The sequence below is a fragment of the Lysinibacillus sp. FSL K6-0057 genome (genome assembly GCF_038630885.1).
Classification (GTDB): domain Bacteria; phylum Bacillota; class Bacilli; order Bacillales_A; family Planococcaceae; genus Lysinibacillus; species Lysinibacillus fusiformis_F.
Genome location: NZ_CP152047.1, coordinates 2225153 through 2251079 on the forward strand (window position 1 = coordinate 2225153; position 25927 = coordinate 2251079).

Consider the following 25927-nt stretch of genomic DNA (forward strand, 5'->3'; position numbering starts at 1 on the left):
TGATAAGAAAAGTAATTGACACTCGAACTACTCGGTGTTACTATGTAGTTGTAATAAGTATTACTTAATAGCTTCTCGAAAGTAAAAAAATTTTACCTAAGTACTTAGTTATACAGAATAGTCAAGCGAAATAGAGGTGGTTCTGCATATGGAAAATTTAACGGAGATGCTGAAGGGGTCGCTGGAAGGCTGCGTACTGGAAATCATTAGTCGCCATGAAACCTACGGATACGAAATTACCCGACGTCTGAACGAGTTAGGGTTCACTGAAGTTGTGGAAGGGACGGTCTACACCATCCTCGTGCGTCTAGAGAAGAAAAAGCTGGTGCATATTCAAAAGAAACCATCCGATATGGGACCGCCCCGCAAGTTTTACTCACTTAATGAGGCTGGACGTGACGAACTTAAATTATTTTGGGAAAAATGGGATTTTATATCGTCAAAAATCAATGCTCTAAAGTCTATTTAGTTTCATATGATAATCCGTCCGATATTTTTGACGTGTCTTTTAGCTAGATAACAAAGGAGGAAAATAACGTGATCGAAATGTTCAAAAAAATGTTGGGTGATAAAAAAGAGTACAAGATGATGATGGCACGAGTTGAAGAGCTGCCAGAGGATTACCAGTTTGTGTTTAAAAAAATTCAAAATTACATGTGGAATTTCACAGTGGGCAATGGGCTGGATATGCTGCACATGCAGTATGAATTAATCGAGTTGTTCGAAACAGGTGCAGCGGAAGGCAGACAAGTGCTAGAAATCACTGGCGAAGACGTAGCGTCCTTTGCGGATGAACTAGTGGCAAACGCTAAAACCTATATCGCCAAGTATCGTGAGGATTTAAACCAAAGCATTTTGAACCGATTAGGAAAAAAATAAATGGAACAGATAATACCGACTGAATAGCTACCTATTAATTACCGCCTTTGCTATTCAGTTTTATTTTCCTACAGTACTAAGTCATACAGATTATCGGTCAGACTAAGTAGCTGAGGAAGAGCAATCTATTTCTACAAAGAGCTTATTAAAAAGGGAGGAAAAAAGGATGACCAATGAAGTCATTTCTATAAAAGGGTTAAAAAAATCTTTTAAAGAAAAGGAAGTCTTAAAGGGGGTGGATTTTGAGGTGCGGCGTGGCGAAATTTTCGCACTGCTAGGCTCAAATGGAGCAGGCAAGACGACGATAATCAACATCCTCTCCACTTTGATGAAGCCGGATGGTGGCAAAGTAGGGATTTGCGGTTTTGACGTCCAGCGCCAAGCGAATCATGTTCGACAGAGTATCAGCCTCACAGGGCAGTTCGCCACTTTAGACGGTATGCTTACGGGACGGGAAAACCTGATTATGATTGCCAAGTTGCGAGGAGTTTCCAATGCCGCTCAAACCGCAGACCATCTGCTCGCAAGATTCAGCCTTATCGATGCGGGCAATCGTCGGGCAGAGAACTATTCTGGCGGGATGCGGCGCCGACTTGACATCGCCATGAGCATGATTGGGACGCCAGCAGTCATTTTTCTAGACGAACCAACGACAGGGCTTGACCCCGAAGCACGAATGGAAGTCTGGGAAACAGTCAAGGAACTTGCTGATGGTGGCACAACCATCTTGCTAACGACCCAGTACCTAGAGGAAGCCGAACAACTGGCGGATCGTATTGCCATCCTACATGAAGGAAAAATTATAACGACTGGTACTCTGATAGAACTTAAAGAGATGTTCCCGCCAGCAAAAGTAGAGTACATTGAGAAGCAGCCAACATTGGAGGACATTTTTCTCGCTATCATTGGCAAAAAGGAGGAGATCTAAATGAAAAGCAAAACATGGGTATTACTAGGGCGTTTAATGCGTAACATTATGCGCAGCCCCGATACAATAATCACCGTGGCGATTACGCCAATTATGATGATGCTACTGTTTGTCTACGTATTTGGTGGGGCAATAGAGACCGGCACAGACAACTATGTCAATTATTTATTGCCAGGCATCTTGCTGATGGCAATCGCATCTGGCTGCGCTTATACTTCCGCACGGCTGTTTACAGATAGAAAGAGTGGGCTGATGGCGCGTTTTATCACCATGCCTATCAAGCGCTCGTCTGTATTGTGGGCGCATGTGTTGTCCTCGCTTATTTCCAACGCGCTTACTGTTGTAGTGGTTATTCTTGTTGCGTTCATGATGGGTTTCCGTTCTAGTACGGATCTCTTGGATTGGTTCGCGGTAGCTGGCATACTTGGGCTGTTTACGCTAGCACTGACATGGTTGGCAATTATTCCTGGATTGGCAGCAGGGTCTATGGAGGGGGCAACAGCCTACTCGTATCCGCTAATTTTCCTACCTTTTATCAGTTCGGCCTTTGTTCCCACTGAAACCATGCCTAAAATTATCCGTGCGTTTGCTGAAAACCAGCCCGTTACCTCGATCGTGAATGCGATTCGTGCCCTCTTATATGAAGGGTCTGTTAGTAACGATATCTGGCTCGCTCTTATGTGGTGCGTCGGCATCATGGTCCTCGCTTACTTCTTCGCCATTACACAATTTAAACGCCAGTTAGGATAAGTACATCATTATTGAAAAAGTCGATTTCTTATTGTATAGGAAATCGGCTTTTTTTAGGTAGGACATACTCGCTTCTATTCAATTTATATCAATTTAGTTTCGAAAATGATTGCGTGCTAGCAGGGTTGCTGACTGATATTCAGAAGGCAACTCATCCTCAAAATAAATCGCTTCTACTGGACAAACTAATTCACAGGCTCCACAATCAATGCAAAGATCGGGATCAATTACATATTGGGTATCTGTCATAACAATGCAATTTACTGGACAAACATCTAAACAGACAGCCGCTTTTTCATCCCTACATAATTCTGTAATGACAAATGCCATTTTAAATCCTCCTATACAGACAATTGTTGTTTCAGTTCTTCAGGTGAGTGTTGCCAATACGCTTCATTAAATCCAGATAAAAACTGATTGAGTAGTTTTTTTGAATTACTGTCTATATGCTGCAAGAGAAATTTCCCTTTCAGTGCCTTATCTAAATAATTTACTTGTTCTGGCAAAGATTTATAGCCAAGCTTGATACGGCGTTCTTCCTTTGATACCCGTACTTCACTTGCGGTACATCCCGCATAATAAGGGCCATTTTGATTAACCTGAATCGCTACCCACACTATCCAGTAACGAGAATAATCGTTGCTAGCATGAGCTAGATCTGGGGAAAAACGAACTTTTTTTTCAATTTGACTTCGTCCGTGTAAGGCTTCTAAATCTATAAACACGTGCTCTTTTTCACAATCTATAATAATTGACGTTACATTATTTAGATCAAGGGTACCTACTCCGTAACCTCCATCTCCGTCAGTTGAATCGTTACTTAAAATTGTAAAATGCATTTTCTCTTTCATAGAAATCACCTCGACACTTTTGTATTTCAAATAGTTAATCGGTCTGAACATACAGTTTTATCCATAGCAAAAGGGCATAAAAACATCACTGTACGTCCCGTTGTACAAGATGTAATTTTTCGAGTACAAATCTAACAAACACATTACGTATAGTTTTTATAAATTAAGATACTTGAACGTTTTAGTAGTAATTTTTTTCTATACGTAATGGTTGTCTAGGATTTTTCCTAATACTTTTATCGTTAAAAAGTATAAATACAATATACAGTCTATTGTCAATTCTTGTCTTCAGACTAATGTCTGAAGTGTTATGTATTGGAAATTTCACAATAATACAGTGGTTCGACCTTTAATTAACGGAACGCAGACCTTTCCTGTCAACCAACGTTTGAAACCAAGTCAGCTCGAATCACCTCTGAGCACCTTTCTGTGTTGAAAAACAGCATTTTTTCTATAAAGGAAATTAAAATTGCTTGTTGTTGTAACAACAATAGTGTACGATACATAGTATAAGTTATACAGTGTATGTCATATAGTAAGTGGAATTGAGGTGAGTGAATGAGTACGTTACTGAATTCATTAACGACAGAACTTAGGAGAGGAACGCTGACATTAGCCGTTTTAAGTCAATTACGAACACCCCAGTATGGGTATTCACTTGTTCAATTATTAGAGGATTCGGGCATTAACATTGATCAAAGTACCTTATATCCATTGCTTCGCCGTTTAGAAAAACAGGAGTTAGTGACGAGTAGCTGGGAAACATCAGAGAGTAGACCGCGCAAGTATTATGTATTAAGTGAATATGGATTAGAAGTCTTTTTGCAATTGAAAAGAGAATGGATTAATAATTCAAAAGAACTTTATGAGTTACTAAAAGGAGATGAGGATAAAGATGAATCTGACTGAAATTTATATTCAAGAAGTCACGCGGAGGCTGCCTGAAAAAAATCGTGAGGATATCGCACTTGAGTTACGATCAACGATTGGGGATATGTTGCCTGATGATTACAATGAGGATGATGTAAAGGATGTTCTTGAGAAATTAGGAAACCCAGCAGCATTAGCGAGTGGTTATCGAGATCAACCCATGCATTTAATTGGCCCACGCTATTTTGATGTATACATCTCGTTATTAAAAATGATTATTCCAATTGCCGCTGTCGTTGCAGTGATCTCGATGATTGCTGAATACTTTATTGGTTTTGGTGGAGAAGAAGCGATTCTTAATGTTGTCATCACGATAATCAGTGAAGGAATATGGAGAATCATCGAAGTAGGAATCAACGTCTTTTTCTGGCTAACGCTCGTTTTCGCCATTATTGAACGAACAGATAAAGGAAAAGAGCAGTATCCATTATCAGCAAGTCTTAAAAAATGGACCCCTGAGGATTTGAAAACCGTCATTTATATTCCGAAGAAAAAAGCAATTACGAAGCTCGAAGTATTTGGCTATTTAATGTGGACGGCCATTTGGGCAACTTTTTATTTTTATGCAAATCACCTATTAGGTGTATATGAAGGTGGTGGGGATGGACTCAGATTCGTAATGCCAGCTTTCAATCAGGATGTTTTACTTCGTTATTGGCCCATTGTGCTCGTTGTCATTGCTCTCGAAATTGGGTTAGGTCTCTACAAATTACTGAAAGGGCAATGGACGAAAAAAGTGGCAATCTTTCATACAATTGTGGAGCTTTTCGCAACCGTTGTATCCATTGTTATAGTAAGTAATCCGAATTTAATGAACCAAGAATTTATTATGTACATGAGTCATTTATTTAGCACATCAACTAAGCAATTTGAAATATGGATAGTTGGCGGCGTAATCATTATATTTGTTGTATATGCCGCAATCAGTATATTCGATGGCTTCCGTAAGGCTCGAATCCGTTAATTCATCGTTGTTTATCATTCAATTAATATGCAACCACGGATACTTTACTTTAAGATGGCCTCCATATAGAGCCATCTTTTTTTATTCAACTAGTCTTTTGAAACGTATGTAGTATGAAGTAAATTGACATCGATATGGGGGAATCAAAATGGATTTACTAATTGGAATAGCGATTGTACTAATTGTGTTTTTCTCTTCAGGCATCATTGAAAAAAGGTTAAAATCGATTGAAAAGCAAAACAATCGCATAATAGAAATACTAGAAGAAATAAGAGATAGAAAATAAATTGATAGATAGTCTACGATCAGCGAAGTTTAGTCAAACAATATAGGGTTTATCATTCATATTTCTAATTAACTAGTGCAAGAGCTGCTGAACGTAGATGATTCGGCAGCTCTTTTTCTTATTGACATCAGGGTAGAAATCACAAAAGAGGTATTTGTCATTTTATGTATAATTAGTAGATAGAGGGCTATTTAGTTTTTATGGCCGAAATTGTAGGAAGGGGTGACATATTGAAAATGAAAGAATTTCAAAATAGCATGCTAATGAGAGGGATTACTTCTTAACTAAGGTTTAATCCTCTCAAAGGTAATGGGAGGAAAACTAAAAGATGATGAATTTAGGAAATATGGTAAGAGGATTAGCTTCTGATGCAGTTGCGCAGCGTCTCGTTCAGTGCTGGGAATATGATGAGGGAACTTTGGCGTTGTGGCGTGCAAGTGCAAACTTTGTGTATGCTTTTGAGCATAAGCAAATTCAATATTTTTTGAGAGTTAGTTTTGATCAGGAAAAATCTATTGAACAAATTAAAGCTGAGTTAGCGTTTATGCAATACTTACAATTAAATGGATTGCCAACGGTATCACCAATATATTCAATAAGTGGAAGACTAATTGAAACACTTCAAACACCAGAAGGAACGTATATGGCCGTTGTCTTTAGTGCAGCAAGCGGAATCAATTTGGATGCTGATACAATGACTACAAAACAGATGGAGGAATGGGGCAAATCACTTGCCTCCCTTCATTTCTTGTCAAAGACTTTTGAGCCTGTGTCTGAAAGAAGAGCGAGCTGGCTGGACACGGTACAATTCATGGAAAATGTATTTCAAAAGCATCCAGGAGAACAAATAGCCCTGCAAGAGCTAGGTAGGGTGACGAATTGGCTTCAATCGTTACCTACTAACAAAGATGTGTTTGGATTAATCCACTATGATTTTCAATTAGATAATATCTTTTGGGAAGAGGACAAGGACCATCGTTTCAATATCATCGACTTTGATGATGCCCTCTATCACTGGTATGCACTTGATATTGTAACAGCTCTTGATGATGTTATGGACGAGGACAATCCTCATTCAAAATTACTGCTTCAATCGTTTTTGAACGGATATCGTTCCAAAATGGATTTAGATCATGAGGTAGTGGCTCAATTTCCACAGTTTCAACGATATGCGAACTTATATAAGTTTGCCAAAATAGTAAAGTCTTTGGATTACGATGAAATAAAAGAAACGCCATCTTGGTTTCTTGGATTGAGAGATAAACTAGTTCGTGTTGCAGATGAACTAAGACAAGGCTTTCAAAAACCTTGGTAAAAGGATAACATGAACGAAATAGGACATTCCAAATTTTGGAATGGCTTTTGCTTTTGTCATTATGAAAAGATGTATTAAAACAAACGAAGCAGTTTAGTGGAATAAATAGACAGTTATAGAGAACACTTAAAAGGAGGTGTTTTCTTATGAAAAAAGTTTTGATATTCATTATGGCCATTTCTCTTTTAGCTGTTTTCTCAAAAACTAAAGCCATGATAAATGAATATGATGAAATCACAAAGTCTGATAAAGCAGATGTTACCCTTTATGCTAAAAAGATGGATGGGGTGTATATAGATTTTAAAACTGATTTTCATGGCCATGTTCTAACAAGACCATATTGGATGAATACAACTAATCCTACTTGGTTACCTGAAATTATCTATAAGGACATGAATAAAGATGGAAAAAATGAGCTCATCATAATTTTGACCAAGGGTACTGGTATTGGAATAGTAGAACGGGAAGTTCACGTTTTCCATATCCAAAGTAAAAAAATAGGTAATGAGCTCGTTGAAGTACCAGTGGAAGTGCTTGTTGACGATCCGATCGCAATCGTGTTAAAAAACGTAAAGACCGAGTTATTACCTCACAAAGCCATCATTACTATTGGTAAAAAGAAATATGCAATCGATACGCAATCTTTAAAAATTGATCCAGAACATTTATTTCCTGATATATACTTTGGCAATATCATCAACTTTGAAATAAACAACCATCAACTTATTGCGAAAATTGGTGCTCAAATTTCTCCCGTAGGTGGAAGTATAGGTGATATACAAATTACGTATATGTTTAAGGATAAAATGTATCAAGCCAAATCAATTGAATTCAAACCTAATGAATAGTTCATTTCTTGTTCAGCTAACGGGTCAAGTAGCCTTCCACTCCAATCTACAAAAATGGTACCTTTTAGCAAAGGTTTTCAAATAAGGTGAAGATGTTCACTATCCTTTATGGAGTGGTGTTGTCACGCATCACTTCTCCACACTACGGCTAGTATGAAAGATGATGATGATTGAAAATGGACCTCATAGAAATTAGCTAAGTGCTATTTCACCGTAAACAACCAATTTGTAGGCTTCTATTTTAATTGCTTATTTAAAAATCGGATAAACCGCGCTTGCGCCTGCTTTTTCTTCATCATTCTCTTGACACGAATAGTGCTTTGAAGATATTTTCTGACGTGACGATTCGCAAAAAATAAGCTGCGATACTGATCATCATAATAAATGGTCTGAAACCAATCATATTGTTGTAGCCTTGCTATATTTTGATCAATTTTTCTTGTATGTAAAGTTGGTTGTCCAACATAGGTATTGGATAAAAAATTAACAATAAATTCTAACATAATTCCACATCCCATCATAACGAATAAATTCTATCGTAATGGATGGCGATGAAGTGTGCAATAACCAAAAAATAGAAGGGGCACCGATGAAAGTGCCCCTTCGTAACAAATCGGGAGGTGCCATGTTAAACGAATTCGCTTAACACTACTTTTTATCTTGATTCAGCAGAAAATACCCACCTCTATAGGTGGTGAGATGAATGCATAAATTGTTCTCTTTGGGTGTCCAACCATCGACTGAATCAAGATAAAAGCCCCAGCGGATATCACAGATTTGGAAGAGGAGCTTTTCGAGCAAGCTCAAAAAAATCTGGACGCAATTACACTGTGGCGTAAGAATACTTGGTTTTATAGTCCATCATCTTGAAAAAGCTAAAGTTTACACTTCGTATCGAAGAATGGCTGTTATCCAGTCCTTTACTAATAGTTCCCACTGTAGCGGTGAACTATCTAAAGGAAGTGAAAGACTTTGTAGCTCTTTAGGGAGCAAGTGTATTTTATGACGTATTATTTCATTGTCAGGTGATTCTGTATCAATAAATAAAAGATAGCGTCCGATTATATCTTCCTTATACATAGATGGATAATCAAGGGCTTTTAATACACGTGTAGAAAATTCCACACCATTTATCCTTACTTCAAAATGTCCCCGCACATTAAATTCACAGTGAATATGTGTACCAGATAATCGACGTAGCGCTTGTAGGAAAGCAGCTAATGTTCTTTCACTAATGAAATAGGTTTTCCAATAGTATTGACTTTCTTCATGTTTACTTGAATTAGCATCATATGTATCATATCTTATTTCTAATGTTTCTTCGGCTTCGTCAGATTTTTTCCTAGTGAGGTAGTGCCGAGCAATTTTTTTAATGGTGTGATGATCTAAGTCACATCCATAGCTGAGAATAGTTACTTGTCTACGCTGTGCTTTGGCGAATAACCGCATTTCTAAATTTGCATCACTATTTAAATCCCAGCCATAGCGTGGGTTGTAATGAATACAAGTACTTTTGTTCATTGCGACCTCCTTTTTGCCATGTCTACTAACATTATAAATAATTTTGTCTAATTTTCCTTATTTTTCTTTTAAAAATGAAACTTTTGGATTTTAAGTTTCGTATAAACTGGAAAATACTTTTTTAGGAGGTAATTATGGCTAAATGGAGAGGCACAATCCTTCTTTGTACATTGCTATTAACAGCCTGTACAGCGGAAACCGTTCAACCTAAAGAACAAATACAGGAAGCGAAAAACGATGAAAATATTGTGGTGACAAAGGATGGCAAAATAACCTTTGAGATTAAGAATGAGATAGGTGTTCCACAAGAAAAAGTAGAGGCTATAAAGGATGAAATTGTGACGGCATATGATCATATAAAGGATTCTATACATACTTCCTACACGCCATCTGAGCATATTAACGTATGGTTTATGGAAGACGGTCTATCTTGGGGCGGTGCATGAAAATCGAACTAGTTGGCGTTAATGAAGATATCTATCCACTAGTCCATGAAATGACCCATTCTTTACTTGGTTATGGCGACAATTTCCAATCAGACCATGGCTATGTTACGCAAGAGGGTTTTGCGAGTTATATGGAGGATCAATATGGAAAAAATAAATTATACTTTGAAAAATACATGAAGCATTATTTGGATTCAGATAAGTTAATTCCCATTAGTAAGCTAATTGATCCAAATCAAGATGATGTCTATTTTCGCCCAGAACTACCAAATCAAAAAGAGAATCAAATTCTGATGGAGATGAGCTACACGCATGCGGCTTCATTTGTTACATATTTAATTGATACCTATGGACTTGAAAAGTTTGAACAAATCTACAACGAGAAGGAACTAGCAAAAAAAATAGAGGAAGTTTATGGGGAAAATAGTAGTGAGTTAGAAAAGGACTGGTTAGCATTTATTCAAAATCAACAAGGATTTACTCATGAGGAAAAATTTAAATCAGGAAATTTTTATGATATGAATACAATTCTTCTTCAAATAGATCCAAAATATTTTGAGAAGGAATAATTATTTCTAAATTAAAAAGTATACCCAAGTGCTCTTTATTCTGAGCTCGTGGGTTTACTTTTATATGAATTCGGATGAAATTGTTTATGTAATAAATGAACGCCAAGTAAAACGCACAGACCACCAATGATTCTTAATAATATATTTTTGAGAAATACTGTATCGTCAACCGTAATAACAATCAGCATGGGACCAACCATAATCAAGGCGATGCCTAGTAATCCTTTTATTACTCTCCACATGTAGGGGTTCACCTCCATTTACCATTTCAGATTTCATTATCGCACGCCTGTCTGAAAAGGAAAAGGGTCACTAGGCTGGTAAAAGCGACCCTTATAAAATGGCTAGAATGACCTTACATGACTATAGAAGTCTGTAAAAGGTTAGGTGCTAATTGGGATGATTAGTACATGAAAGAAGCGCCAACAATGATTAAAAGAATGAATAGAACGACGATTAATACGAATGTTGAACCGTAATAGCCGCCACCGCCAGAGTCGCCGCCGCCATAATAGCAGCTGTTGTTGATGTTACCTACGTTTCCGTTGTATCCCACTGAAAATCCCTCCTTTCTACAACATATAATATGTATGCTGGCAGAAAGGAGAAATGGTATTTACCCTATGGTTTGAAAAAATGCTGAAAACTTTCTTGCCTATCACTTTAAGAGAATAAGTTTTTTCATTTACTTAATTTTAATTTTTTTACATAATTAGAGAGTGATATGTTATTTTTGCGAATGAAGTTAGAAAAGGAAGCGGGAGTTACATGCTAAGGGAAAAGCTAAAGCAAAAAATCCTAAGTGAACCGACTAAATGTATCGCTTATTTAAAAGAATTAGTGAAATTCAATCGAATTTATGAAGGGGAAGTATTGGCAATCATTATGGCTGTTATAAAAAATGGACCAGATCAATTAACCAATAGGCAATGGGATGTCTTGTTAGATAAGGGTTTACTACCTGATCTTTATGTAGAATGTGATCGCTGTGAAGATACCATTCCATGGTCAGAAATGTACCGTGCGATTTTCATAGCGAGAGATTATTTTTGTCCTTTTTGTAGATGTATAGTATATAAAAAGAATGAAAGGTTATTAGACTAAGATGGTAGAGACAAAAAGAATGAGACGGTTCCTGATGATAGCTGAATGGCTATTCTTTTTATATGTGCTGATTTGTCTACTGATTTTTAACATGATTCACCTTAGTAACCTTCTTTATGTGGATATGCCAAATGAAGAACCGATGACCGTGACATCCTCCTTTGCGCAGACATCACTTTTTATTATAGGAATAGGTGTTGTTTGTTTTTTGTATATGAGGTATTTAAGAGGCAGTAAGGCTTATAAAAGGTCCAAGGCCGTGATCTGGGGAAGTCTATTTGCCTGCCATGCATTGGCAAGTGGTTTTTATTTGCTCATGCGACATGGGCTTATATGGAATCAGCAAGAAGCAATGGAACTTTTATTATCGACGGTCATTAGTTTCGTTCTTACGATTCAGGCTGTGATGCAATATGTTGCAAATAAGTAAAGAAAGAGTGGGACGGATGACTGAAAAAACGATTGTAGAAAAAGTAAAGGAAACAATTGAAGGAATTGAAATCGGCTATTTTGACACTGCCAAACCTTATATTTTTGATGAGTATTTCAAGTACTTCGATGATGCCGATTATGAAACAAGAAAGCATGCACTGTTCCTTTTTGTATGCATGCTAGGAAATTGGTATAGTAAAGCAACATTTGTCTTTAAGCCGGCGAGTGAGCGTTTAAAATATGGAGCTAGCACAACATACTACGATTTCGAACGCTATCTAACGGCTCTATTGCAGCATTATTCAAAAATAGAGCGAGACTTTCCCTATATGTTTGAATTCATTGTCTTGTATTTAATTTTGATTGAACAACAAAGGGGAGTAAGCTATGAAGAATGGTTTCCTGAAATTGAGGCAACGCTGTTTCAAGAACTTAGAGAGAAAATATTCATTCCAAACAGCCGTTTTGTTCAAGCGATTCATCCCATCAAATATTTATTTAGAGAGGTTGGGATTCAGCCATTCTTCTTAACAGATTTTTTTGATGAGTAGCATGTGATTTTCTTTACGAGCATCCTTTAGGGTGTTTTTCTTTTGCCATTTTAGTAGATGTATATCAAAACTTTATTACTTACAGCACTCTTGTATTGGTATAAAGTAGTAAATATAGAAAAATAACATAGATATTACATCGTGTTGAAAGGTTGAAGGTTGATATGAAAAAAAGTTGGTTGTTATTATTCTTCATGGTATTGATGTGTGGATGTTCGAATCAAGCCAAGGAAGAGCCTGTGGAGGCTAGTGTGGACCAAGAAGCGACATCTAAGCTAACACAGGAGAAGCAGTTAGTAGAGCGTCAATTATATGAAAAATTATCTGAGGCCGTTGAGACATTAGGTTATACATACGATATGCAAACATTTGCTGAAAATGAGTATAATCGGGGCGTTTTATATTCGGAATTGGTGGATTTTGATAATGATGGGGTTCATGAGGTTTATGCCTTCATGAAGGGAACAGACTACCCAGTATCTGCATATACACATCGAAATAAGGATAATTATATCCAAGAAATTTGGACGGGAAATGCGAACGGTGAAAGCGCCATTCTATCTTTTTCAAGCGAAGTTGATCAATTGGTCTGTTCGGCCTGTGATATGAATGTGTCTTTAGTCAAAGGTCAGGATGGTCGGACGTTCATTAAAATGTTCTCCAATCAAACAAGTCAGGGGATTACGGTTGACAAGACATGGATTTATGCAAAGGAGCCAAATAACTCAGCAATGGAGCTAGCTATAACTGGATTTACAATTGATAATAATGAAGGTGCTATCGACTATATTTTAAATGGTAAAGAAACAGATCAAGCTACATATGACACAGCTTTTACCCCATATGCTGGAGAGGAACGTTCCATCCTGATTAGTAATTTTTCAGAGAAAAAATACGGTTTCGATTATACAAGTCCAGCTAGTAATGTAGGCAAAGTCCTTGCTGCCCTCGCACCGAGCGTAAATAGTATTGTTGGACAAGAAGAATTACTAGAGAAGAACAAAAGGGAGGAAATCATTAAGGCCTTAGATGAATTTAGTACAACGAGACGCATTCATCATCACGCCAGTGAAGTTGTCCAATTTTTAGTGTTAGATGTTATTCAAAAGTACAATCTTGACCATGAGTATTCCGACATGGGTGAAATGGTTTTTGATGGGGCAACTGTCAAAGCAAAATACAAAGAAACATTTGGCGTTGACTTAGATATAGAGAATATGAATTTCCCATCCAGAGAAAGTCAGTCCATTATAGCTTATGAAGCAGGGGAGTTTTATATATATCCAACTGGCTTTTATTTCGATGCAATTGACCGCCATTTTCAAGATGTCTATAAAGTCAGAGATGATTTATACTATGTGACCATTTTAGATAATGAATTTAATAATACTGAATATTCGCTCTCGAAAGATACAAATATCACAGCAGAGGAAATGTTTGCGAAGGATATTGCGGGTTGGCCGAAGGAAGCGCGCATTTGGTTAAAACCAGAGATCCAAAGATATGCGGTCGTGAAATATATGGATGGGGCACCGAAAGTTCAATATATGGGTGCACAAAACTTAACAGATCAACAAATCGAGGCCTTCTAAGTTCCTCTAGCAATTCCCTCGATGAAATATGTTAAAATGAACAATAGCATAAGGTTTGGAGGGATGATGTTGGCAGAAAAAAGGCTAAAAGTTTGCGAAAAAGGGCATACATTTTACAAAAGCACAGATTGTCCAAACTGCCCTACCTGTGATCAGGAAAATAAACCGAGTAGTGGCTTCCTTTCCAAACTGAGTTCACCTGCAAGAAATGCATTGCTGCACGCAGGCATCGATACGTTGGAAAAACTATCTACGTATACGGAAAAGGACATAGTAAAAATGCATGGTATTGGACCAGCCTCCTTACCGATTATGAGATCATCATTGGAGGAAGAAGGCTTGTCATTTAAATAAGCGAGGGGGAAGACAACGATGACAACGAAGGAATTATCACAAGAGCAACGCGAGGAACTAATCAATACTTTGCAAGCTCGCTTTGAGAAAAATCCGTCTCGTCATGAAGGGCTTGACTGGGCAAATGTCCAAGCTAAGCTAGAGGCTAAAATGGAAAAACTATGGTCGCTCCACGAAATGGAAGCAACAGGCGGTGAACCAGATGTAGTAGGCTATGATGCAAACACGGACGAGTTCATTTTCTATGATTGTTCAGCGGAAAGCCCTAAAGGACGCAGAAGTTTATGCTACGACCGTGAAGCATGGGAAGCTAGAAAAAATCATAAGCCTGAAAACACGGCTATGGACGTTGCCAAGGACATCGGCATTGAGCTGTTAACAGAGGAGCAATATCGCCATCTACAGGAGCTTGGCAAATTCGATTTAAAAACATCCAGCTGGGTACAAACACCTGACAACATTCGCAAGCTCGGCGGTGCCATCTTCTGCGACCGTCGCTATGACATGGTCTTTATGTACCACAATGGAGCAGATTCCTACTACGCCGCAAGAGGCTTCCGTGGGTCGTTAAGAGTTTAATTTGAAATTCTATCTTATTTTGGAGTTTATTATCGTTTAATTAAATTTAAAACTATACTTCTTAATTGATTTTTCAAGCGCTACTCACATTGAGTAGCGTTTTTAAAATTTATTCGGATTATGGACTAAACTATTTTATATAACTTTAGTCATGTAAGTATTTTATATTCATGTAAATATTTATGTAGAAATATTTCTAAATATAGGTATAATTTAATTTATAAGGAAATATATTAGAAGTTACTTTAGGAGGGTGTTAGATGGTATTTAAATTAGTATTAAACTATATTTTTAAAGCTGAAACCGAAGAAGAAAAATTAAAAGCCTCAGTAATTTATGGTTGGTCACTAATTGTTATTGCACTATTATCTATTTTTCTGGTAGATATTGCTGCTAAATTTAGGAATAATTCTATCGTTGAATTCTTTGCTGTACTATTTTTAATAGCAACGATACTATTTATAACTAGGTATAATTCTATAAAACCATTACTTGGTGCTGCATCTGCTGGTATAAGTATTGTTGCATTTACTGCCGTGTTGGAATCCATATTTTCAAGGCGAAATGATGGATCAGCCACAATGGGTGCAATTTTTGGAGCACTATTAGTGTTAGGATTAATAATTACCAAAAATTCTATTATGTCTTTATACTATTTATCCCGTGAAACCTATAGATTCTATAATTATAAGATGAAAAGTATAAACTTAGAAAAAACTATTTAACATACATAGTATACAAAGCCACATTTTCTGATGAATGTGGCTTTGCAATTGAGTAAGAGCTATTTTTAGTATACTAAGTAGGAGGTGGTAAGTTATGTTAAATATTTTAAAAATTATCTTTTCAATCACAGGCATTTCTCTCGCAGCCTACGGTCTAATCACACGAGATTTCCAATTGAATTACCTCATGATATTGTTCTTAGGCTTCTTCATGTTCACTCTAGGCATTCAAGAATTTCAAAGACAGAGAACAGTGTTTGGTTGGTGCCTAATGGGCGTATCTTTATTTTCAATCTATGTGTCCGTACAAAGCTTTGTCTTGATTTAAAAGAAGCGAGGTCCGTTAATTATTGTCCATCATTTTGATGAAAGCTGGGAGCGCTTCTTCGTTCAAAGAATACATATCGTTTAGATAAACTCGCCCTCTATTGGAGCTTGCGTAATACCATACATCTATCGAATCCTTATAAATCACTTCCAGCTGATAGAATGGCCTTTCATCTGTATGAGGTTCTGTTAAATTAGCGTTTTGCATGGTATTTTCATTATGGCGATGTCCTCACTATTTACCCCTTGTCCCATCACAATTATTTTTTGTATTTCATCAGGAAATGCAAACGTTTTCCCTCCGTTTTAACCGTGTCATTACACCCTACAAGAAATAACAAAATGAGTAATAAGAATGTTTTCTTCATTCATATCCCAAGAGATTTTATAGAGTAGACTTCAAATTATAGGGCTTCGTTACAAGAGGCTAATAATTTAATGGGTCAGACCCGCTCATCGCTCATACTAAGTGTTTTATGTTATAATTACCATAAATTACATAATGAGGTGATGAGATGGAGAATGAAAAATTAGTGTGCAAGGCTTGTGGTCGAGATAAATTTACGACTGGACAGGTGGGCGGTACTACAAGTCAGGGCAATATAAGACCTATTGGCGCAATTATGGCAGTAGGGTCACCATTCCTAATGACTTTTTGTAAAAACTGTGGCGAAGTTGCTTCATTTAAAGTAGTAAAACCACAGAATTTTAAATAATTGTTGAAAGGGTCACTGATAGGAAAGTGACCTTTTTTATGTAGAGGAAGTTTCAAATGGCAGGGAAATTTAATGAAAGAATTTAAGCGCATACTTGATGTTCAGCTTTGGTTTGTATGCTTTATTGTGAGTGCATCCATGTTACTTTTAATGCTTATTCTTAGTATGAATGGCATTTACCTACAGATTGGATTCCCACCAGGTGGACTATCTCATCATTTCTTAAAATGTTTATGCATGTTTTCCACCTGACTATCTGGGATTTATTTCATTAAGGAGACACGGCAATCGCATTATTGATAGGTTTTTCCATTTTCGCTTTTACATGCATGACCGGATTACTAGCTACAGATGCAAAATATACCATTTTCTGAGGGTGCCTATCAATTAAAATGGAAAGAACCAAATGAGTTCGTAATCAACTCCGCATTCGATTACATGTCACCAGACGATTATAATCAGGAAGTTATTATAAAATACAAATGAGTGCTGATAATGAAGCGGAATTCATTATCGTGAAACATCGAAATGGCATCAATATTTCCTGGGGAAAGGTGATTTAAGTGATCATAGGATTATGCCCCAGTGCACTAGCGGATTCTTTTTATAAATTTCTTGGTTTGATTATGATGAGGCTGCGATGCATGAGTATGTAGTAGGGAATCAGGCCATTACGCAACTCAGGAACAATTAATTAAAGGGATACTTTTTTACAAAGGTGGATATTCAAAAGTCATTGATTATCAAAAAACAGGATGTGAGGTTGAAAGGAAATATGCTTTGCAATCAATTATTCGCAGGAATGATAGGCAGTATGTTAGACGAATAGTGACTAATGATGATATTAATGAACTGAATATTATTATTTCACCATATTAAAACACCCTCTAATACGTTAAAGGGTGTTTTAATACTAGATAGAATTTCGATAAGCTCTTAAAGTTGAATTTAAGTTTGAATTCGAACTTGCGATTGATTTTTTATAGTTATACATACCTAATGGGCTTAAATGATTCGAATTCGATCCTAATAACCCTTGCTTTACAGCGCTTTTTAACGTTTCAATTTGCTTGGTAGATAGTTTAGAGGTTTTACTTTCTTCAAGTATTTTATTTACATTATTTATTTTTTCTTGGTCCTCTTTTGATGTAGCTTTAACTTCCTTGCTCATTTGTCGCGTCAACCCGTAATACTTAGACGAGGACCTACGTGACATTAAATATTGCATATTAGAAAATTTCGTCGTAATCATGATAAGTTGTCACCTTCCTATTCACATTTTTAGTTCCATACTTGTTATCGTACAGGACTTGGAAAGGTTTAGTATATTTACTTTTTTTAGTAATTGGTTTTCAGGCTTAATTATCTAGGTTGAGGGAAAGAACAGTGATTAACTTTGTTGATTAGATTTAGAGTATAGGTAATAATCAGACCATATCATTGCAAACGTTAGCATCGAAAAAACACTGAGAAATGATATTGGGAATAGCATTAAGTTTTTTATAAAAAAACAAGAAATAAATCCTGATAGTGAAAAGACAGAAACTGTGGGAAAAATAATTCTATTCATTACTTTAGTGTTTGGCAAGAGCATATAGATTCTTTTTAATGGAATAGATTTTTTTGGTTGGGTATATATCACCTTGTTATTCCAGTCATCTATAAACATATATTTATTGTCTTTTTTTACTAACATTGAAGTTTCACTTTTCATTTTAATAATTTCCCATTCTTCATCTCCTAGCATAATAAAAAACTCATCATAAGAAGTTAAGTTTCTTTCTATTAAAGAAATTGAATTAAACAATACAATAAAAGTAAATGTCAGAAGAAACCAAACAATTGCAACTACTAGTAGACCTACTGTAATAGAAGGAAAAATTTTGTCTAATAAATGAGGATTACTAAACGCCGTATAGATAATGCCTATGGTTAAAATAACAAAATTATAAAATCCATAATTAGATAAATCCATTTTAAATTTTTTCCAGTTAGTCATTAATAACTTTTCAATTTCTGAAAGATTTCTGTTATCGATAATATTTTTAATTGTAACCACTAATAAAGGAATGATAGCTATGTAACTAATCTCACTAAAAATTTTGGTTATGATGATCTCCATAAAAATGCCCCTTATATTTATTGATAGTTAAATTTTAACATAAGTGTATGATTAAAATTGATAAAAGGAAAGGGAAGCTTATGAATAACCGTGTAGATGAATCAATATGACAAGCGTTTTATCTAGTTTTTATACAAGGGACAACATGAAGAATAACAAGATAATTGAAATTAATGAAGATAAGAAAGGGGATATAAAATAATATTTGATCTCACTGAAAGGAAAGTTTTTAAAGAATAGATTCATAAAATTTTAAGTATACATATTTATTGGAAATTGTACAAAAGGGTTGACTTTTCTATACATAAAATGAATAATAATTTATTGATTTGTATTTTTATACATAAGGAGGACTATAAATGAACTTTCGAGAATTTACTTTATATGATTTTGATTCAGTGATTAATTTATGGAAAAAGGCTGGATTGATTATTTCCCGTTCAGATACTCTTGAAGGACTGAAGAAAAAAATAAAAAGAGATCCGCAGTTATTTTTTGTCATGGAGAAAGATTCTTTTATTATTGGCGTAGTAATGGGCAGTTATGATGGAAGAAGAGGTTGGATAAACCATTTAGCTGTAGACCCTGAATACCAAGGAATGAAAATTGGGCAGCAGATCATCAAAGAATTAGAAATGCGTTTTAAAAAAATTGGATGTGAAAAGATTAACTTGTTAATAGAAAGAAATAATGAAGAAGTTCAAGAATTCTATGAGAAACAAGGCTTTAAAAAAGATGAATTACTATTTATGGAGAAATGGATATGATTTAAAGGCCCCTGAACCAGAGGCAAATTGGATTATCATATAAAATAACGAGGATGAAAAATTTCATGAAAAAATTGCATTTGAATGGTCATTCACTTACACAAAATGAAAATACATTATCTTTCGCAAGTTTTTCTGAAAAAGAGGATAAAACTTACTATTATCAATACAATGGTGAAAATCTAAAGGAAATTTCAAGAGAATTGTATGCGAATAGTAAATTTGATAATAGATGGGGTAGTATATCTCGTCAATTGGAAGAATCGAATTTTTTATATATTGAAAGTATAGCGAAGTGTTGGGTAAATGAAGCGGGAAAAAGAAAGCTAATTAGTTTGAGTGATTACTATAATCATACGTTTGGTGAAAATTGGGAAAATAACTATGATTTTAGTATCATACCAAATAATATTTTTTCAGACGTTACTAATCTTATGACTTGTACTATACGAAATGAAACAATTTGTCTTCTCTGGCCTCATAATATCCTACTGCATTTTAATGAGCATGATGAGCTTGTGCAATATATTGTGCTGGAAACCTCTGATTATTATGATACACTGTATCAAATTTGTTCAGATGGCCAAGGAGTCTGGGCTGTATCCCCGACTTTGAATTCTGTTGTAAAGTATAGATTTCCGAGTTTTGAAATAGAAAAAATCTATCATTATACGACCGATGAAGAACTTGCACGAAAAACAGAAGATATAAGGAATGAACTTCAGGTAATTTATTGTGATCATGCGCTTGAAGGTTTAGATTACCCAGAATATATTTCTTATGTGAATGGGAAGCTTTCTATTTGTGATATGGAAAATAAACGAATTGTAATTTTTAATCCTAGTAGCGGGAAAATTGAATCCTATATTGCCCTGAATTCAAAGCCATTTGAGTTTTTGAAATACAAAAATCAATTTGTTATTCAAACGGACACAGGAATCTATTTATTAAATGAGAATGAAATTAATGATTTTTTTGATTAAAGCTTCTTCATCCTGAGAGCTTAAACGGAGTGGATGTCTACTTTCCCAATAAAAAAGACAAAAATGCGTGCCATTTATCAGATTACTACTGGTGCTCGTTAATTAAAAAGCAGACATCAATATCACCATATACAAATTAAAGCTATTCCAGAGACATTTTAGACTTGCTACGATGACAAAGTACTGCATTATGACAAGCATAGCAAATACCAAGTGCAATTAATTGTGGAGGACAATACAGCTAAATCGATAGGGAAGGATGATGATACAATGCGCTTTACAAATGAAACACTCAAAGCGGCAGTTCGTGATTACCTTAAGTAAGCAGTGGACAAAAGGCTTATTGATAAATCACATCTAGATAAATTTGATGCTGGTACATTGACGGATGGTGATTTTGAAGGTTTGATGATTATCATTGCACAACGTAGCGCTAAACAGTAGATGCCCGTTACCTTAATTGGTAATGGGCTTTTTTATGTTTTTATTTACTGCCTATCTTACTTTTTATGTAAAATTAGAAAATCTCTTAGTGACCAAATGAAGAAAAGTAATGGTAAACCAGTGATGAATAAAAATCCTAAAATGAATGAAATCAGAGGGAATTCTCCGCTATCAGTTGCCATAACACCGATAAAAAGCCCTAATGGACTAGTGACACAAAAAATCAAGAAATTGGTCACGCAGGTAAATTTGTAATACTTTAAGGTGGATTCTTTAGGTTCTTTTTTTCTGAAAAAGAAGTAAAAGATAATTTGATAAAGATAAAAAATGGGTATACATAATAATCCAAACGATGCGAACGTCATTTAACTCACCTCAATTTCAATTCTGGAAATTTCCCCATAGAATGTTGGACCTATAAAATCTTAACAATGTATTGCTCTATTTCCTATATGTAATTATTTCCATAAACTAATATTCTGAAATGATACAAACGAATGTTCTTATTGAGCGGTGTGGAATGATGAAAGAACAACGGATTAAAGCAATGCAGCGTAACCAATTTTTAAATATGATGTACTTAGCTAAGGATGGCAACGTATCAAAGAGGCGTATCAAAATTACTGGCAATTCCTACAAGGCGAGCCAAACGTACATTTACGATTGATAGTGTTTTAGCAGTTGTCCCAGCCATTCTAAAAGAGTGTTAAGTCATATGTTGAATCCTGAACAACCTGTAATCATATTGATAGGCTGCAGCAATTTGTTGCAATGTTTCAGGCGTAGGTTTTATCACATTACCAGTTCGACGATCCGTTCCTCTTTCAAGCATAGCCAGGTAAGAAAACGTAATATCCATACGTTTTGCTGCATCACGCAAAGATTCATCACCACGTAGTTCCTTTAATAGCTCACCTAAACTCAAAATCGTTCACCTTCATTTCATTAGTTTTGAATGCATATACCATTCTGTTTCAAACTATAAAGTAGAGTCATTGTTCTGCCTCTTCCAATTCAGCATAAGCAACTTTTTACTGCGATACTGCTCCAATCGTTTGAATGCAAAGTCATATTCAACGTTAAATAGCCTTTGTACATTTTCGACAGTAAGATCACTAGGCTCTAGTTCATCCAACATAAAAGAGGGGACACAGGCATGGTACATAAAGTTGTTTGCCTTATATTCTTGGTATTCACGGAATAGGGGGATACATGCGTTGTTGATTGCCAGTATGTAAGAGAACATGACCTAGTTCATGGCAGAAATCTTGCCATTGTTGTGGTGGTGTAAGTTGTTCATTTAAAAATATGAATGAATTATTTTTTGAAAAGAGGGCCTGACTAGAATCTTCCCAGGAAAACACATGTATTCCAAGTTGATCGGATATACTTTGGAATTTAAGATACGTTGGTATTAAAATACCAATTCGAACTTATAGATTCTTAATAAAATCCTCCGTGTGTGTAAAATATTTCAATAAAAAGACCTCTTAATAAGGAACGAATGTTCTTTTTGAATCCACAATAATACCCCTCTATTAGGTATGAGGGGTATTAATAATAAGTTTATTTAGAGCTTATGGGCATATTATAAACTCTTTCCTTAAATCATAAATAATTTATTTTCTTTAGAGAGAGTAAGAATTTTATCATTTTCAGAAATTACATCAATATCTTTAATTTTTTCGTTAAGTACAGCAACTATGTATTGACAATTCATTGTTTTAACTAGGTGAAATAATCTTGTTAAAATATCATTTTCTATAGTTTCGATTACATCATATACTATAAAGTAAGGGACTTGTTTGTTAGTTTCTTTAGCATATTGTAGATAAGATATATCGAAAACGCTTATAAGACCCTTTTTCGTTCCTATACTTATACTTTCATCTGTTGCGAAAAGACTCAAAGGAAAATCATTTATGCTTGTATTGTAACCTAAGTGATATTCATTTTTTAATACATCTTTTGTGTTTTTTTGAAAATATTTATTAAAAATATCTAGATTATCATCGGCTTCTTTAGGGTTAAAATTCAGTGTGGTTTCTAAATCAGCTATATCGTTTAGATTGGATTCTTTTGAAGTATTTAGGTTTTTTAATTCCAATTGTAAGGATTGAAGCTCTAATAGTCTTGCTTGTTCTTGAACTAAATTATTATACAATTCATCAGCATTATCGAAATCATATTCTTCAATACTTGAAGCAAGTGATTTATATTCCTTCTTCAACGATTTTTTGTATTCTTGTATTTCTTTAAATTCATTTGATTTCGTTTTTAATACAGATTCATAATATTTAACTTTATTCTTTACTAAGGAATCATTGAATATCACCAAATCATTGAACGTTTTCTCTAAATCAACTTTTAATTCTCGAGTCTCATTATATAAAGTTTGTAGCACTTCTGGACTAAGATCCTTCTTACTTTGGAAGGTATATTCTAAATTTTGCTGAATCATATTTATTTGAAATTCTAGAGAACCTAAAGACTGGGTTATTAAACCTATTTCATTCTTTAATTTCTTTGACCTTTCCATTTTTAAAAGGAAGTTATCATCAGATACATTTTCTTTAATTTGTTTTGTTAACTTTTTTATAAAAATACTTTGATTAAAGATTGTCTGTTCTAGATTTTTTATATCTTTTTTTCTAAAAACTTGTTAAAGTTTGCAATCTCTTCATCAAATTTTTTAGAGTTTAAACGTGTATTGGCTAATTTTATATTATCTTCAGTGTCTATTAAATTAAACAGAAAGTTATAAATTAATCGATATGTTAAAATAGACAGTATTTTGTTAGGAGAGAAACGTAAAAGTTTATATGATCCAGCATCTATTTCAACTCTGACAAATTTCTTTATTAAATCAGTATATCGGGGGTATGGTTCAACATAATCGAAAATTATCTCTTTTAATGTTGGTAAATACTCATCATCTATATTTTTCTCTACATTATTAATTTTCCTTTTACCGTGACTAAATAAGCCGACAGATATAAAATAATCAGCTTTTTGGTTAACGTTATTCAGATTGTCAATACTTTTAGATAGCTCAAGAATAGCTTCTACTTTATTAGTATGAATATAATTTTTTAAAGGTTGATTTATTAAATTTGTTTCTTGGTCAGTATAGATAGAACTCTTATCTTTTTGCCCTAAACAAATATCGATTATCTTTAAAAGCGTTGTTTTTCCAACGTTGTTACCAGAGTGTTTACTATCATCTACAATAAGGTTAATATCTAGCTTAAATGGAATATCCCTAATAATTTTTATCTTAGGATGTGTTTCTTGAAGGATTAATCTTCTAATAAACATATTTTCTCCTTTTCATCAAAATTAATCTTTCCTAACAAAAATAAAAAATCTAATGCTAATATAAAATCGGTATAGTCCATATTTTTGCTGTACTCTACTCTAATAGAATTGAAAATTATATCTACACCCATGCTTCTACCAAATTTATTAAGAATCAAGAGAATACAGGCAGCACAGTATATAACTGTATTTTGAGGTTTTTTTAAATCATTGATAATTAACATTTTTATTCTCCCTTCAACACTGTTAATTGTTGTTTTCGGGTGGCTTCTCTAGAATTTTACATCGTGTAAATGCAAAAAAAACTACACTAATGATTACATCTTCAATATGTTCACTAGTCATAGAGGTGCTTTTGTAGCTATTCTCAACAATTATTCTTAAGCTATTAATTGTATTTCTAACAATTTTATCACTTTTTAAATCAGGATTATCGATTAATTCATCTTTATAAATATTATTAATTACTCTTAATAGCCTATTACCATCTATAGCAGTTGAGGTAAATACTTCTTCTACTGATTCATAAAACATACAATACTCCTCAAATGTACTTCTATAACGATACAAAGAATTGTAGTTCATTTTTTCTACCCAATCTGGGTTTTTAGTAAATGTAAAATCAGTATTTTCGGATAAATTTCCATCTAAAATTTCACATACTTTATGTATATCACTAGGAGTGACGGTTTTCGGAGAAAATGTATTAAAGAATTGCTTTAGTATATTATTGTGACCATTAATAACATTACTGTTATCTCCGATAGTTTGCTGTTGAGCATTAATATTATATGATTTAAATTTTCTCATTTCAAACCTGCCTTACATGGAATTATTATGTCCATTTATAACACGACTATCTTTCCCAATTTTTTGCTGTTGAGCATTAATATTGTCTTGTCCAACTGTTGTATACTGTGTTATTTTACTAAGTGCTTCATTGGCAGTTTTATTTGCTTTTTTACTTCTGGATAGAGCAATAGCGCTGATAACAGTACCAATAACACCAGCAGTTCCTCCAATAATTGTAAATAATGATGTCATAGTGTCTAAACTCATATACATTATCCTTTCGTTTTGTAAGATATTCTAAAAAAAATATAAAATTAACAGAATAGATGGTTATTTTAGGACAAGCTTTTATAAAAAAGCCTATCCTATTTCTTATCATTCTTAATAATTTCCCAAATATTTCGAAGCTTACGAACAGCTTCCTCATCAGATTCTGGAAGTTCTCTATAAAATACGTTAAGTTCTGGATCATTGGCGAAAGCTTGAAAATCAGCGTCGTCTTTTTCTTTTAGTGTATGTGCTGGGTTATCTGTACGACCAAGTAGGTAGTCTGTACTGACTTCGAAAAAATCGGCTAACTTAGAAAGTGTTGAATTGTCAGGTTCACCTAAATTATTTTCATACTTTGCATAGCCTTGTCTAGTGATGCCTAGTAAGTCAGCCATTTCCTGTTGGGTCTTACGTTGCTGTGTTCTTAGTGCTTTTAATCGAATTGAGAGCATTGTAATCCCCCTTTTATAGTAAATATTAAACAATTTTAATTATAGCGCAACTATAAGTTACTGTGTGCAACTAAAAGTTACGTAGATTCTTTACAGTAACATTTTATTGCTT

General features: G+C 34.7%; 38 protein-coding genes and 1 pseudogene. 23 read left to right on the forward strand and 16 right to left on the reverse strand.

The window, feature by feature from the left end:
- Positions 1-148 precede the first annotated feature (148 nt).
- The 4 genes from MHB40_RS10695 to MHB40_RS10710 all read left to right on the forward strand — a co-directional run bounded on the left by MHB40_RS10695 (position 149) and on the right by MHB40_RS10710 (position 2557).
- The gene (locus MHB40_RS10695) at positions 149-469 is read left to right on the forward strand and encodes a PadR family transcriptional regulator (RefSeq protein ID WP_205443167.1); all 321 of its coding nucleotides are present in this window, start codon (positions 149-151) and stop codon (positions 467-469) included.
- 68 nt (positions 470-537) lie between these two features.
- Entirely contained in the window at positions 538-879 is a 342-nt protein-coding gene (locus MHB40_RS10700; RefSeq protein WP_342534552.1) for a DUF1048 domain-containing protein, read from the forward strand.
- Positions 880-1045: 166 nt separating this feature from the next.
- The gene (locus tag MHB40_RS10705; RefSeq protein ID WP_342534553.1) at positions 1046-1807 is read left to right on the forward strand and encodes an ATP-binding cassette domain-containing protein; all 762 of its coding nucleotides are present in this window, start codon (positions 1046-1048) and stop codon (positions 1805-1807) included.
- A complete protein-coding gene (locus MHB40_RS10710) occupies positions 1808-2557 on the forward strand; it encodes an ABC transporter permease (RefSeq protein ID WP_342534554.1) in 750 nt (249 codons plus the stop codon). It abuts the gene before it with no gap.
- 93 nt (positions 2558-2650) lie between these two features.
- On the opposite strand, the gene MHB40_RS10715 is transcribed toward MHB40_RS10710, so the two are convergent.
- Together MHB40_RS10715 and MHB40_RS10720 are read right to left on the reverse strand one after the other, a co-directional pair.
- Positions 2651-2887 carry a ferredoxin family protein gene (locus MHB40_RS10715; RefSeq protein ID WP_205443173.1) on the reverse strand — a complete coding sequence of 79 codons (237 nt, stop codon included), beginning with the start codon at positions 2885-2887 and terminating at the stop codon, positions 2651-2653.
- 11 nt (positions 2888-2898) lie between these two features.
- Positions 2899-3408 carry a YwhD family protein gene (locus MHB40_RS10720; RefSeq protein ID WP_205443174.1) on the reverse strand — a complete coding sequence of 170 codons (510 nt, stop codon included), beginning with the start codon at positions 3406-3408 and terminating at the stop codon, positions 2899-2901.
- A gap of 558 nt (positions 3409-3966) precedes the next feature.
- Here MHB40_RS10720 and MHB40_RS10725 point away from each other — a divergent pair.
- The 5 genes from MHB40_RS10725 to MHB40_RS10745 all read left to right on the forward strand — a co-directional run bounded on the left by MHB40_RS10725 (position 3967) and on the right by MHB40_RS10745 (position 7751).
- The gene (locus MHB40_RS10725) at positions 3967-4317 is read left to right on the forward strand and encodes a PadR family transcriptional regulator (RefSeq protein WP_342534555.1); all 351 of its coding nucleotides are present in this window, start codon (positions 3967-3969) and stop codon (positions 4315-4317) included.
- Positions 4304-5302, forward strand: a complete 999-nt coding sequence (locus tag MHB40_RS10730; protein WP_342534556.1) for a hypothetical protein — start codon at positions 4304-4306, stop codon at positions 5300-5302. The genes MHB40_RS10725 and MHB40_RS10730 overlap by 14 nt, the downstream gene beginning before the upstream one ends.
- A gap of 148 nt (positions 5303-5450) precedes the next feature.
- Positions 5451-5588 (forward strand): hypothetical protein, encoded by a 138-nt coding sequence (locus tag MHB40_RS10735; protein ID WP_342534557.1) that lies wholly within the window; start codon positions 5451-5453, stop codon positions 5586-5588.
- Between the two features lie 328 nt (positions 5589-5916).
- Positions 5917-6903 carry a phosphotransferase gene (locus MHB40_RS10740; RefSeq protein WP_342534558.1) on the forward strand — a complete coding sequence of 329 codons (987 nt, stop codon included), beginning with the start codon at positions 5917-5919 and terminating at the stop codon, positions 6901-6903.
- Positions 6904-7049: 146 nt separating this feature from the next.
- Positions 7050-7751: a hypothetical protein gene (locus tag MHB40_RS10745; RefSeq protein WP_342534559.1), complete on the forward strand. Its 702-nt coding sequence runs from the start codon at positions 7050-7052 to the stop codon at positions 7749-7751.
- Between the two features lie 236 nt (positions 7752-7987).
- Here MHB40_RS10745 and MHB40_RS10750 read toward each other — a convergent pair whose 3' ends face one another.
- Positions 7988-8254 carry a hypothetical protein gene (locus tag MHB40_RS10750; RefSeq protein WP_342443466.1) on the reverse strand — a complete coding sequence of 89 codons (267 nt, stop codon included), beginning with the start codon at positions 8252-8254 and terminating at the stop codon, positions 7988-7990.
- 379 nt (positions 8255-8633) lie between these two features.
- Positions 8634-9272 (reverse strand): hypothetical protein, encoded by a 639-nt coding sequence (locus MHB40_RS10755; RefSeq protein ID WP_342534560.1) that lies wholly within the window; start codon positions 9270-9272, stop codon positions 8634-8636.
- A 134-nt stretch (positions 9273-9406) separates the two neighbouring features.
- Here MHB40_RS10755 and MHB40_RS10760 point away from each other — a divergent pair, with 134 nt between their 5' ends.
- Together MHB40_RS10760 and MHB40_RS10765 are read left to right on the forward strand one after the other, a co-directional pair.
- A complete protein-coding gene (locus tag MHB40_RS10760; RefSeq protein ID WP_342534561.1) occupies positions 9407-9718 on the forward strand; it encodes a hypothetical protein in 312 nt (103 codons plus the stop codon).
- Positions 9715-10287 carry a hypothetical protein gene (locus tag MHB40_RS10765; protein ID WP_342534562.1) on the forward strand — a complete coding sequence of 191 codons (573 nt, stop codon included), beginning with the start codon at positions 9715-9717 and terminating at the stop codon, positions 10285-10287. Before MHB40_RS10760 ends, MHB40_RS10765 begins: the two co-directional genes overlap by 4 nt.
- Before the next feature lie 35 nt (positions 10288-10322).
- Here the strand turns inward: MHB40_RS10765 and MHB40_RS10770 are convergent, their stop codons facing one another.
- Both MHB40_RS10770 and MHB40_RS10775 read right to left on the reverse strand, forming a co-directional pair.
- On the reverse strand, positions 10323-10529 hold the full coding sequence (locus MHB40_RS10770) for a hypothetical protein (RefSeq protein WP_342534563.1): 207 nt from the start codon (positions 10527-10529) through the stop codon (positions 10323-10325).
- Between the two features lie 161 nt (positions 10530-10690).
- On the reverse strand, positions 10691-10816 hold the full coding sequence (locus MHB40_RS10775; RefSeq protein WP_205447465.1) for a YjcZ family sporulation protein: 126 nt from the start codon (positions 10814-10816) through the stop codon (positions 10691-10693).
- A gap of 239 nt (positions 10817-11055) precedes the next feature.
- On the opposite strand from MHB40_RS10775, the gene MHB40_RS10780 reads away from it, so the two are divergent.
- The 8 genes from MHB40_RS10780 to MHB40_RS10815 all read left to right on the forward strand — a co-directional run bounded on the left by MHB40_RS10780 (position 11056) and on the right by MHB40_RS10815 (position 15952).
- Positions 11056-11391, forward strand: a complete 336-nt coding sequence (locus MHB40_RS10780) for a hypothetical protein (RefSeq protein ID WP_342534564.1) — start codon at positions 11056-11058, stop codon at positions 11389-11391.
- A gap of 34 nt (positions 11392-11425) precedes the next feature.
- The gene (locus MHB40_RS10785) at positions 11426-11821 is read left to right on the forward strand and encodes a hypothetical protein (protein WP_342534565.1); all 396 of its coding nucleotides are present in this window, start codon (positions 11426-11428) and stop codon (positions 11819-11821) included.
- A 16-nt stretch (positions 11822-11837) separates the two neighbouring features.
- The gene (locus MHB40_RS10790; RefSeq protein ID WP_342534566.1) at positions 11838-12374 is read left to right on the forward strand and encodes a hypothetical protein; all 537 of its coding nucleotides are present in this window, start codon (positions 11838-11840) and stop codon (positions 12372-12374) included.
- A 164-nt stretch (positions 12375-12538) separates the two neighbouring features.
- Positions 12539-13966, forward strand: a complete 1428-nt coding sequence (locus MHB40_RS10795; protein ID WP_342534567.1) for a hypothetical protein — start codon at positions 12539-12541, stop codon at positions 13964-13966.
- Positions 13967-14032: 66 nt separating this feature from the next.
- Positions 14033-14320, forward strand: coding sequence for an RNA polymerase alpha subunit C-terminal domain-containing protein (locus tag MHB40_RS10800; RefSeq protein ID WP_342534764.1), 288 nt, complete (start codon positions 14033-14035; stop codon positions 14318-14320).
- Positions 14321-14338: 18 nt separating this feature from the next.
- Positions 14339-14899, forward strand: coding sequence for a DUF4256 domain-containing protein (locus MHB40_RS10805; RefSeq protein WP_342534568.1), 561 nt, complete (start codon positions 14339-14341; stop codon positions 14897-14899).
- A 260-nt stretch (positions 14900-15159) separates the two neighbouring features.
- Positions 15160-15624 (forward strand): hypothetical protein, encoded by a 465-nt coding sequence (locus MHB40_RS10810; RefSeq protein WP_342534569.1) that lies wholly within the window; start codon positions 15160-15162, stop codon positions 15622-15624.
- A 94-nt stretch (positions 15625-15718) separates the two neighbouring features.
- Positions 15719-15952 carry a DUF3953 domain-containing protein gene (locus MHB40_RS10815; RefSeq protein WP_342534570.1) on the forward strand — a complete coding sequence of 78 codons (234 nt, stop codon included), beginning with the start codon at positions 15719-15721 and terminating at the stop codon, positions 15950-15952.
- Positions 15953-15967: 15 nt separating this feature from the next.
- On the opposite strand, the gene MHB40_RS10820 is transcribed toward MHB40_RS10815, so the two are convergent.
- A complete protein-coding gene (locus MHB40_RS10820) occupies positions 15968-16159 on the reverse strand; it encodes a hypothetical protein (protein WP_342534571.1) in 192 nt (63 codons plus the stop codon).
- A gap of 307 nt (positions 16160-16466) precedes the next feature.
- Here MHB40_RS10820 and MHB40_RS10825 point away from each other — a divergent pair, with 307 nt between their 5' ends.
- Entirely contained in the window at positions 16467-16667 is a 201-nt protein-coding gene (locus tag MHB40_RS10825) for a hypothetical protein (RefSeq protein WP_342534572.1), read from the forward strand.
- 913 nt (positions 16668-17580) lie between these two features.
- Here the strand turns inward: MHB40_RS10825 and MHB40_RS10830 are convergent.
- Both MHB40_RS10830 and MHB40_RS10835 read right to left on the reverse strand, forming a co-directional pair.
- Complete coding sequence (locus MHB40_RS10830) at positions 17581-17838, reverse strand: hypothetical protein (RefSeq protein WP_243456152.1); 258 nt, start codon at positions 17836-17838, stop codon at positions 17581-17583.
- A 219-nt stretch (positions 17839-18057) separates the two neighbouring features.
- Positions 18058-18789 (reverse strand): hypothetical protein, encoded by a 732-nt coding sequence (locus MHB40_RS10835; RefSeq protein WP_342534573.1) that lies wholly within the window; start codon positions 18787-18789, stop codon positions 18058-18060.
- A gap of 359 nt (positions 18790-19148) precedes the next feature.
- Between MHB40_RS10835 and MHB40_RS10840 the strand changes: the two genes are divergently transcribed.
- The 3 genes and pseudogenes from MHB40_RS10840 (at position 19149) to MHB40_RS10850 (ending at position 21693) form a co-directional block, all read left to right on the forward strand.
- Entirely contained in the window at positions 19149-19556 is a 408-nt protein-coding gene (locus tag MHB40_RS10840; RefSeq protein ID WP_342534574.1) for a GNAT family acetyltransferase, read from the forward strand.
- A gap of 65 nt (positions 19557-19621) precedes the next feature.
- On the forward strand, positions 19622-20539 hold the full coding sequence (locus MHB40_RS10845; RefSeq protein ID WP_342534575.1) for a hypothetical protein: 918 nt from the start codon (positions 19622-19624) through the stop codon (positions 20537-20539).
- Positions 20540-21506: 967 nt separating this feature from the next.
- Positions 21507-21693, forward strand: a pseudogene (locus tag MHB40_RS10850) (transcriptional regulator).
- On the opposite strand, the gene MHB40_RS10855 reads toward MHB40_RS10850, so the two are convergent.
- The 7 genes from MHB40_RS10855 to MHB40_RS10885 all read right to left on the reverse strand — a co-directional run bounded on the left by MHB40_RS10855 (position 21690) and on the right by MHB40_RS10885 (position 25815).
- A complete protein-coding gene (locus tag MHB40_RS10855; protein ID WP_342534576.1) occupies positions 21690-21908 on the reverse strand; it encodes a helix-turn-helix transcriptional regulator in 219 nt (72 codons plus the stop codon). The pseudogene MHB40_RS10850 and the gene MHB40_RS10855 sit on opposite strands and share 4 nt — an antisense overlap.
- A 678-nt stretch (positions 21909-22586) precedes the next feature.
- The gene (locus tag MHB40_RS10860) at positions 22587-23522 is read right to left on the reverse strand and encodes a DUF2326 domain-containing protein (RefSeq protein ID WP_342534577.1); all 936 of its coding nucleotides are present in this window, start codon (positions 23520-23522) and stop codon (positions 22587-22589) included.
- A 98-nt stretch (positions 23523-23620) separates the two neighbouring features.
- Positions 23621-24301, reverse strand: coding sequence for a hypothetical protein (locus MHB40_RS10865; protein WP_342534578.1), 681 nt, complete (start codon positions 24299-24301; stop codon positions 23621-23623).
- On the reverse strand, positions 24283-24525 hold the full coding sequence (locus MHB40_RS10870) for an ABC-three component system middle component 6 (RefSeq protein WP_342534579.1): 243 nt from the start codon (positions 24523-24525) through the stop codon (positions 24283-24285). The genes MHB40_RS10865 and MHB40_RS10870 overlap by 19 nt, the downstream gene beginning before the upstream one ends.
- 22 nt (positions 24526-24547) lie before the next feature.
- Positions 24548-25111, reverse strand: a complete 564-nt coding sequence (locus MHB40_RS10875; protein ID WP_342534580.1) for an ABC-three component system protein — start codon at positions 25109-25111, stop codon at positions 24548-24550.
- A 12-nt stretch (positions 25112-25123) separates the two neighbouring features.
- Entirely contained in the window at positions 25124-25360 is a 237-nt protein-coding gene (locus MHB40_RS10880; RefSeq protein ID WP_342534581.1) for a hypothetical protein, read from the reverse strand.
- Between the two features lie 98 nt (positions 25361-25458).
- Complete coding sequence (locus MHB40_RS10885) at positions 25459-25815, reverse strand: helix-turn-helix transcriptional regulator (protein ID WP_342534582.1); 357 nt, start codon at positions 25813-25815, stop codon at positions 25459-25461.
- Between the last annotated feature and the right edge of the window lie 112 nt (positions 25816-25927).

Bases quoted from the DNA above. Each gene is read 5' to 3' on its own strand.
- MHB40_RS10730 (WP_342534556.1), top strand. From the start codon at position 4,304: ATGAATCTGACTGAAATTTATATTCAAGAAGTCACGCGGAGGCTGCCT.
- MHB40_RS10840 (WP_342534574.1), top strand. From the start codon at position 19,149: ATGAACTTTCGAGAATTTACTTTATATGATTTTGATTCAGTGATTAAT.
- MHB40_RS10695 (WP_205443167.1), top strand. From the start codon at position 149: ATGGAAAATTTAACGGAGATGCTGAAGGGGTCGCTGGAAGGCTGCGTA.
- MHB40_RS10725 (WP_342534555.1), top strand. From the start codon at position 3,967: ATGAGTACGTTACTGAATTCATTAACGACAGAACTTAGGAGAGGAACG.
- MHB40_RS10740 (WP_342534558.1), top strand. From the start codon at position 5,917: ATGATGAATTTAGGAAATATGGTAAGAGGATTAGCTTCTGATGCAGTT.
- MHB40_RS10735 (WP_342534557.1), top strand. From the start codon at position 5,451: ATGGATTTACTAATTGGAATAGCGATTGTACTAATTGTGTTTTTCTCT.
- MHB40_RS10820 (WP_342534571.1), bottom strand. From the start codon at position 16,159: ATGCAAAACGCTAATTTAACAGAACCTCATACAGATGAAAGGCCATTC.
- MHB40_RS10860 (WP_342534577.1), bottom strand. From the start codon at position 23,522: ATGGAAAGGTCAAAGAAATTAAAGAATGAAATAGGTTTAATAACCCAG.
- MHB40_RS10815 (WP_342534570.1), top strand. From the start codon at position 15,719: ATGTTAAATATTTTAAAAATTATCTTTTCAATCACAGGCATTTCTCTC.
- MHB40_RS10875 (WP_342534580.1), bottom strand. From the start codon at position 25,111: ATGAGAAAATTTAAATCATATAATATTAATGCTCAACAGCAAACTATC.
- MHB40_RS10710 (WP_342534554.1), top strand. From the start codon at position 1,808: ATGAAAAGCAAAACATGGGTATTACTAGGGCGTTTAATGCGTAACATT.
- MHB40_RS10885 (WP_342534582.1), bottom strand. From the start codon at position 25,815: ATGCTCTCAATTCGATTAAAAGCACTAAGAACACAGCAACGTAAGACC.
- MHB40_RS10870 (WP_342534579.1), bottom strand. From the start codon at position 24,525: ATGTTAATTATCAATGATTTAAAAAAACCTCAAAATACAGTTATATAC.
- MHB40_RS10810 (WP_342534569.1), top strand. From the start codon at position 15,160: ATGGTATTTAAATTAGTATTAAACTATATTTTTAAAGCTGAAACCGAA.
- MHB40_RS10800 (WP_342534764.1), top strand. From the start codon at position 14,033: ATGTTGGCAGAAAAAAGGCTAAAAGTTTGCGAAAAAGGGCATACATTT.
- MHB40_RS10865 (WP_342534578.1), bottom strand. From the start codon at position 24,301: ATGTTTATTAGAAGATTAATCCTTCAAGAAACACATCCTAAGATAAAA.
- MHB40_RS10835 (WP_342534573.1), bottom strand. From the start codon at position 18,789: ATGGAGATCATCATAACCAAAATTTTTAGTGAGATTAGTTACATAGCT.
- MHB40_RS10880 (WP_342534581.1), bottom strand. From the start codon at position 25,360: ATGAGTTTAGACACTATGACATCATTATTTACAATTATTGGAGGAACT.
- MHB40_RS10765 (WP_342534562.1), top strand. From the start codon at position 9,715: ATGAAAATCGAACTAGTTGGCGTTAATGAAGATATCTATCCACTAGTC.
- MHB40_RS10770 (WP_342534563.1), bottom strand. From the start codon at position 10,529: ATGTGGAGAGTAATAAAAGGATTACTAGGCATCGCCTTGATTATGGTT.
- MHB40_RS10845 (WP_342534575.1), top strand. From the start codon at position 19,622: ATGAAAAAATTGCATTTGAATGGTCATTCACTTACACAAAATGAAAAT.
- MHB40_RS10750 (WP_342443466.1), bottom strand. From the start codon at position 8,254: ATGTTAGAATTTATTGTTAATTTTTTATCCAATACCTATGTTGGACAA.
- MHB40_RS10720 (WP_205443174.1), bottom strand. From the start codon at position 3,408: ATGAAAGAGAAAATGCATTTTACAATTTTAAGTAACGATTCAACTGAC.
- MHB40_RS10780 (WP_342534564.1), top strand. From the start codon at position 11,056: ATGCTAAGGGAAAAGCTAAAGCAAAAAATCCTAAGTGAACCGACTAAA.
- MHB40_RS10715 (WP_205443173.1), bottom strand. From the start codon at position 2,887: ATGGCATTTGTCATTACAGAATTATGTAGGGATGAAAAAGCGGCTGTC.
- MHB40_RS10705 (WP_342534553.1), top strand. From the start codon at position 1,046: ATGACCAATGAAGTCATTTCTATAAAAGGGTTAAAAAAATCTTTTAAA.
- MHB40_RS10760 (WP_342534561.1), top strand. From the start codon at position 9,407: ATGGCTAAATGGAGAGGCACAATCCTTCTTTGTACATTGCTATTAACA.
- MHB40_RS10805 (WP_342534568.1), top strand. From the start codon at position 14,339: ATGACAACGAAGGAATTATCACAAGAGCAACGCGAGGAACTAATCAAT.
- MHB40_RS10825 (WP_342534572.1), top strand. From the start codon at position 16,467: ATGGAGAATGAAAAATTAGTGTGCAAGGCTTGTGGTCGAGATAAATTT.
- MHB40_RS10745 (WP_342534559.1), top strand. From the start codon at position 7,050: ATGAAAAAAGTTTTGATATTCATTATGGCCATTTCTCTTTTAGCTGTT.
- MHB40_RS10795 (WP_342534567.1), top strand. From the start codon at position 12,539: ATGAAAAAAAGTTGGTTGTTATTATTCTTCATGGTATTGATGTGTGGA.
- MHB40_RS10790 (WP_342534566.1), top strand. From the start codon at position 11,838: ATGACTGAAAAAACGATTGTAGAAAAAGTAAAGGAAACAATTGAAGGA.
- MHB40_RS10830 (WP_243456152.1), bottom strand. From the start codon at position 17,838: ATGAGCAAGGAAGTTAAAGCTACATCAAAAGAGGACCAAGAAAAAATA.
- MHB40_RS10785 (WP_342534565.1), top strand. From the start codon at position 11,426: ATGATAGCTGAATGGCTATTCTTTTTATATGTGCTGATTTGTCTACTG.
- MHB40_RS10755 (WP_342534560.1), bottom strand. From the start codon at position 9,272: ATGAACAAAAGTACTTGTATTCATTACAACCCACGCTATGGCTGGGAT.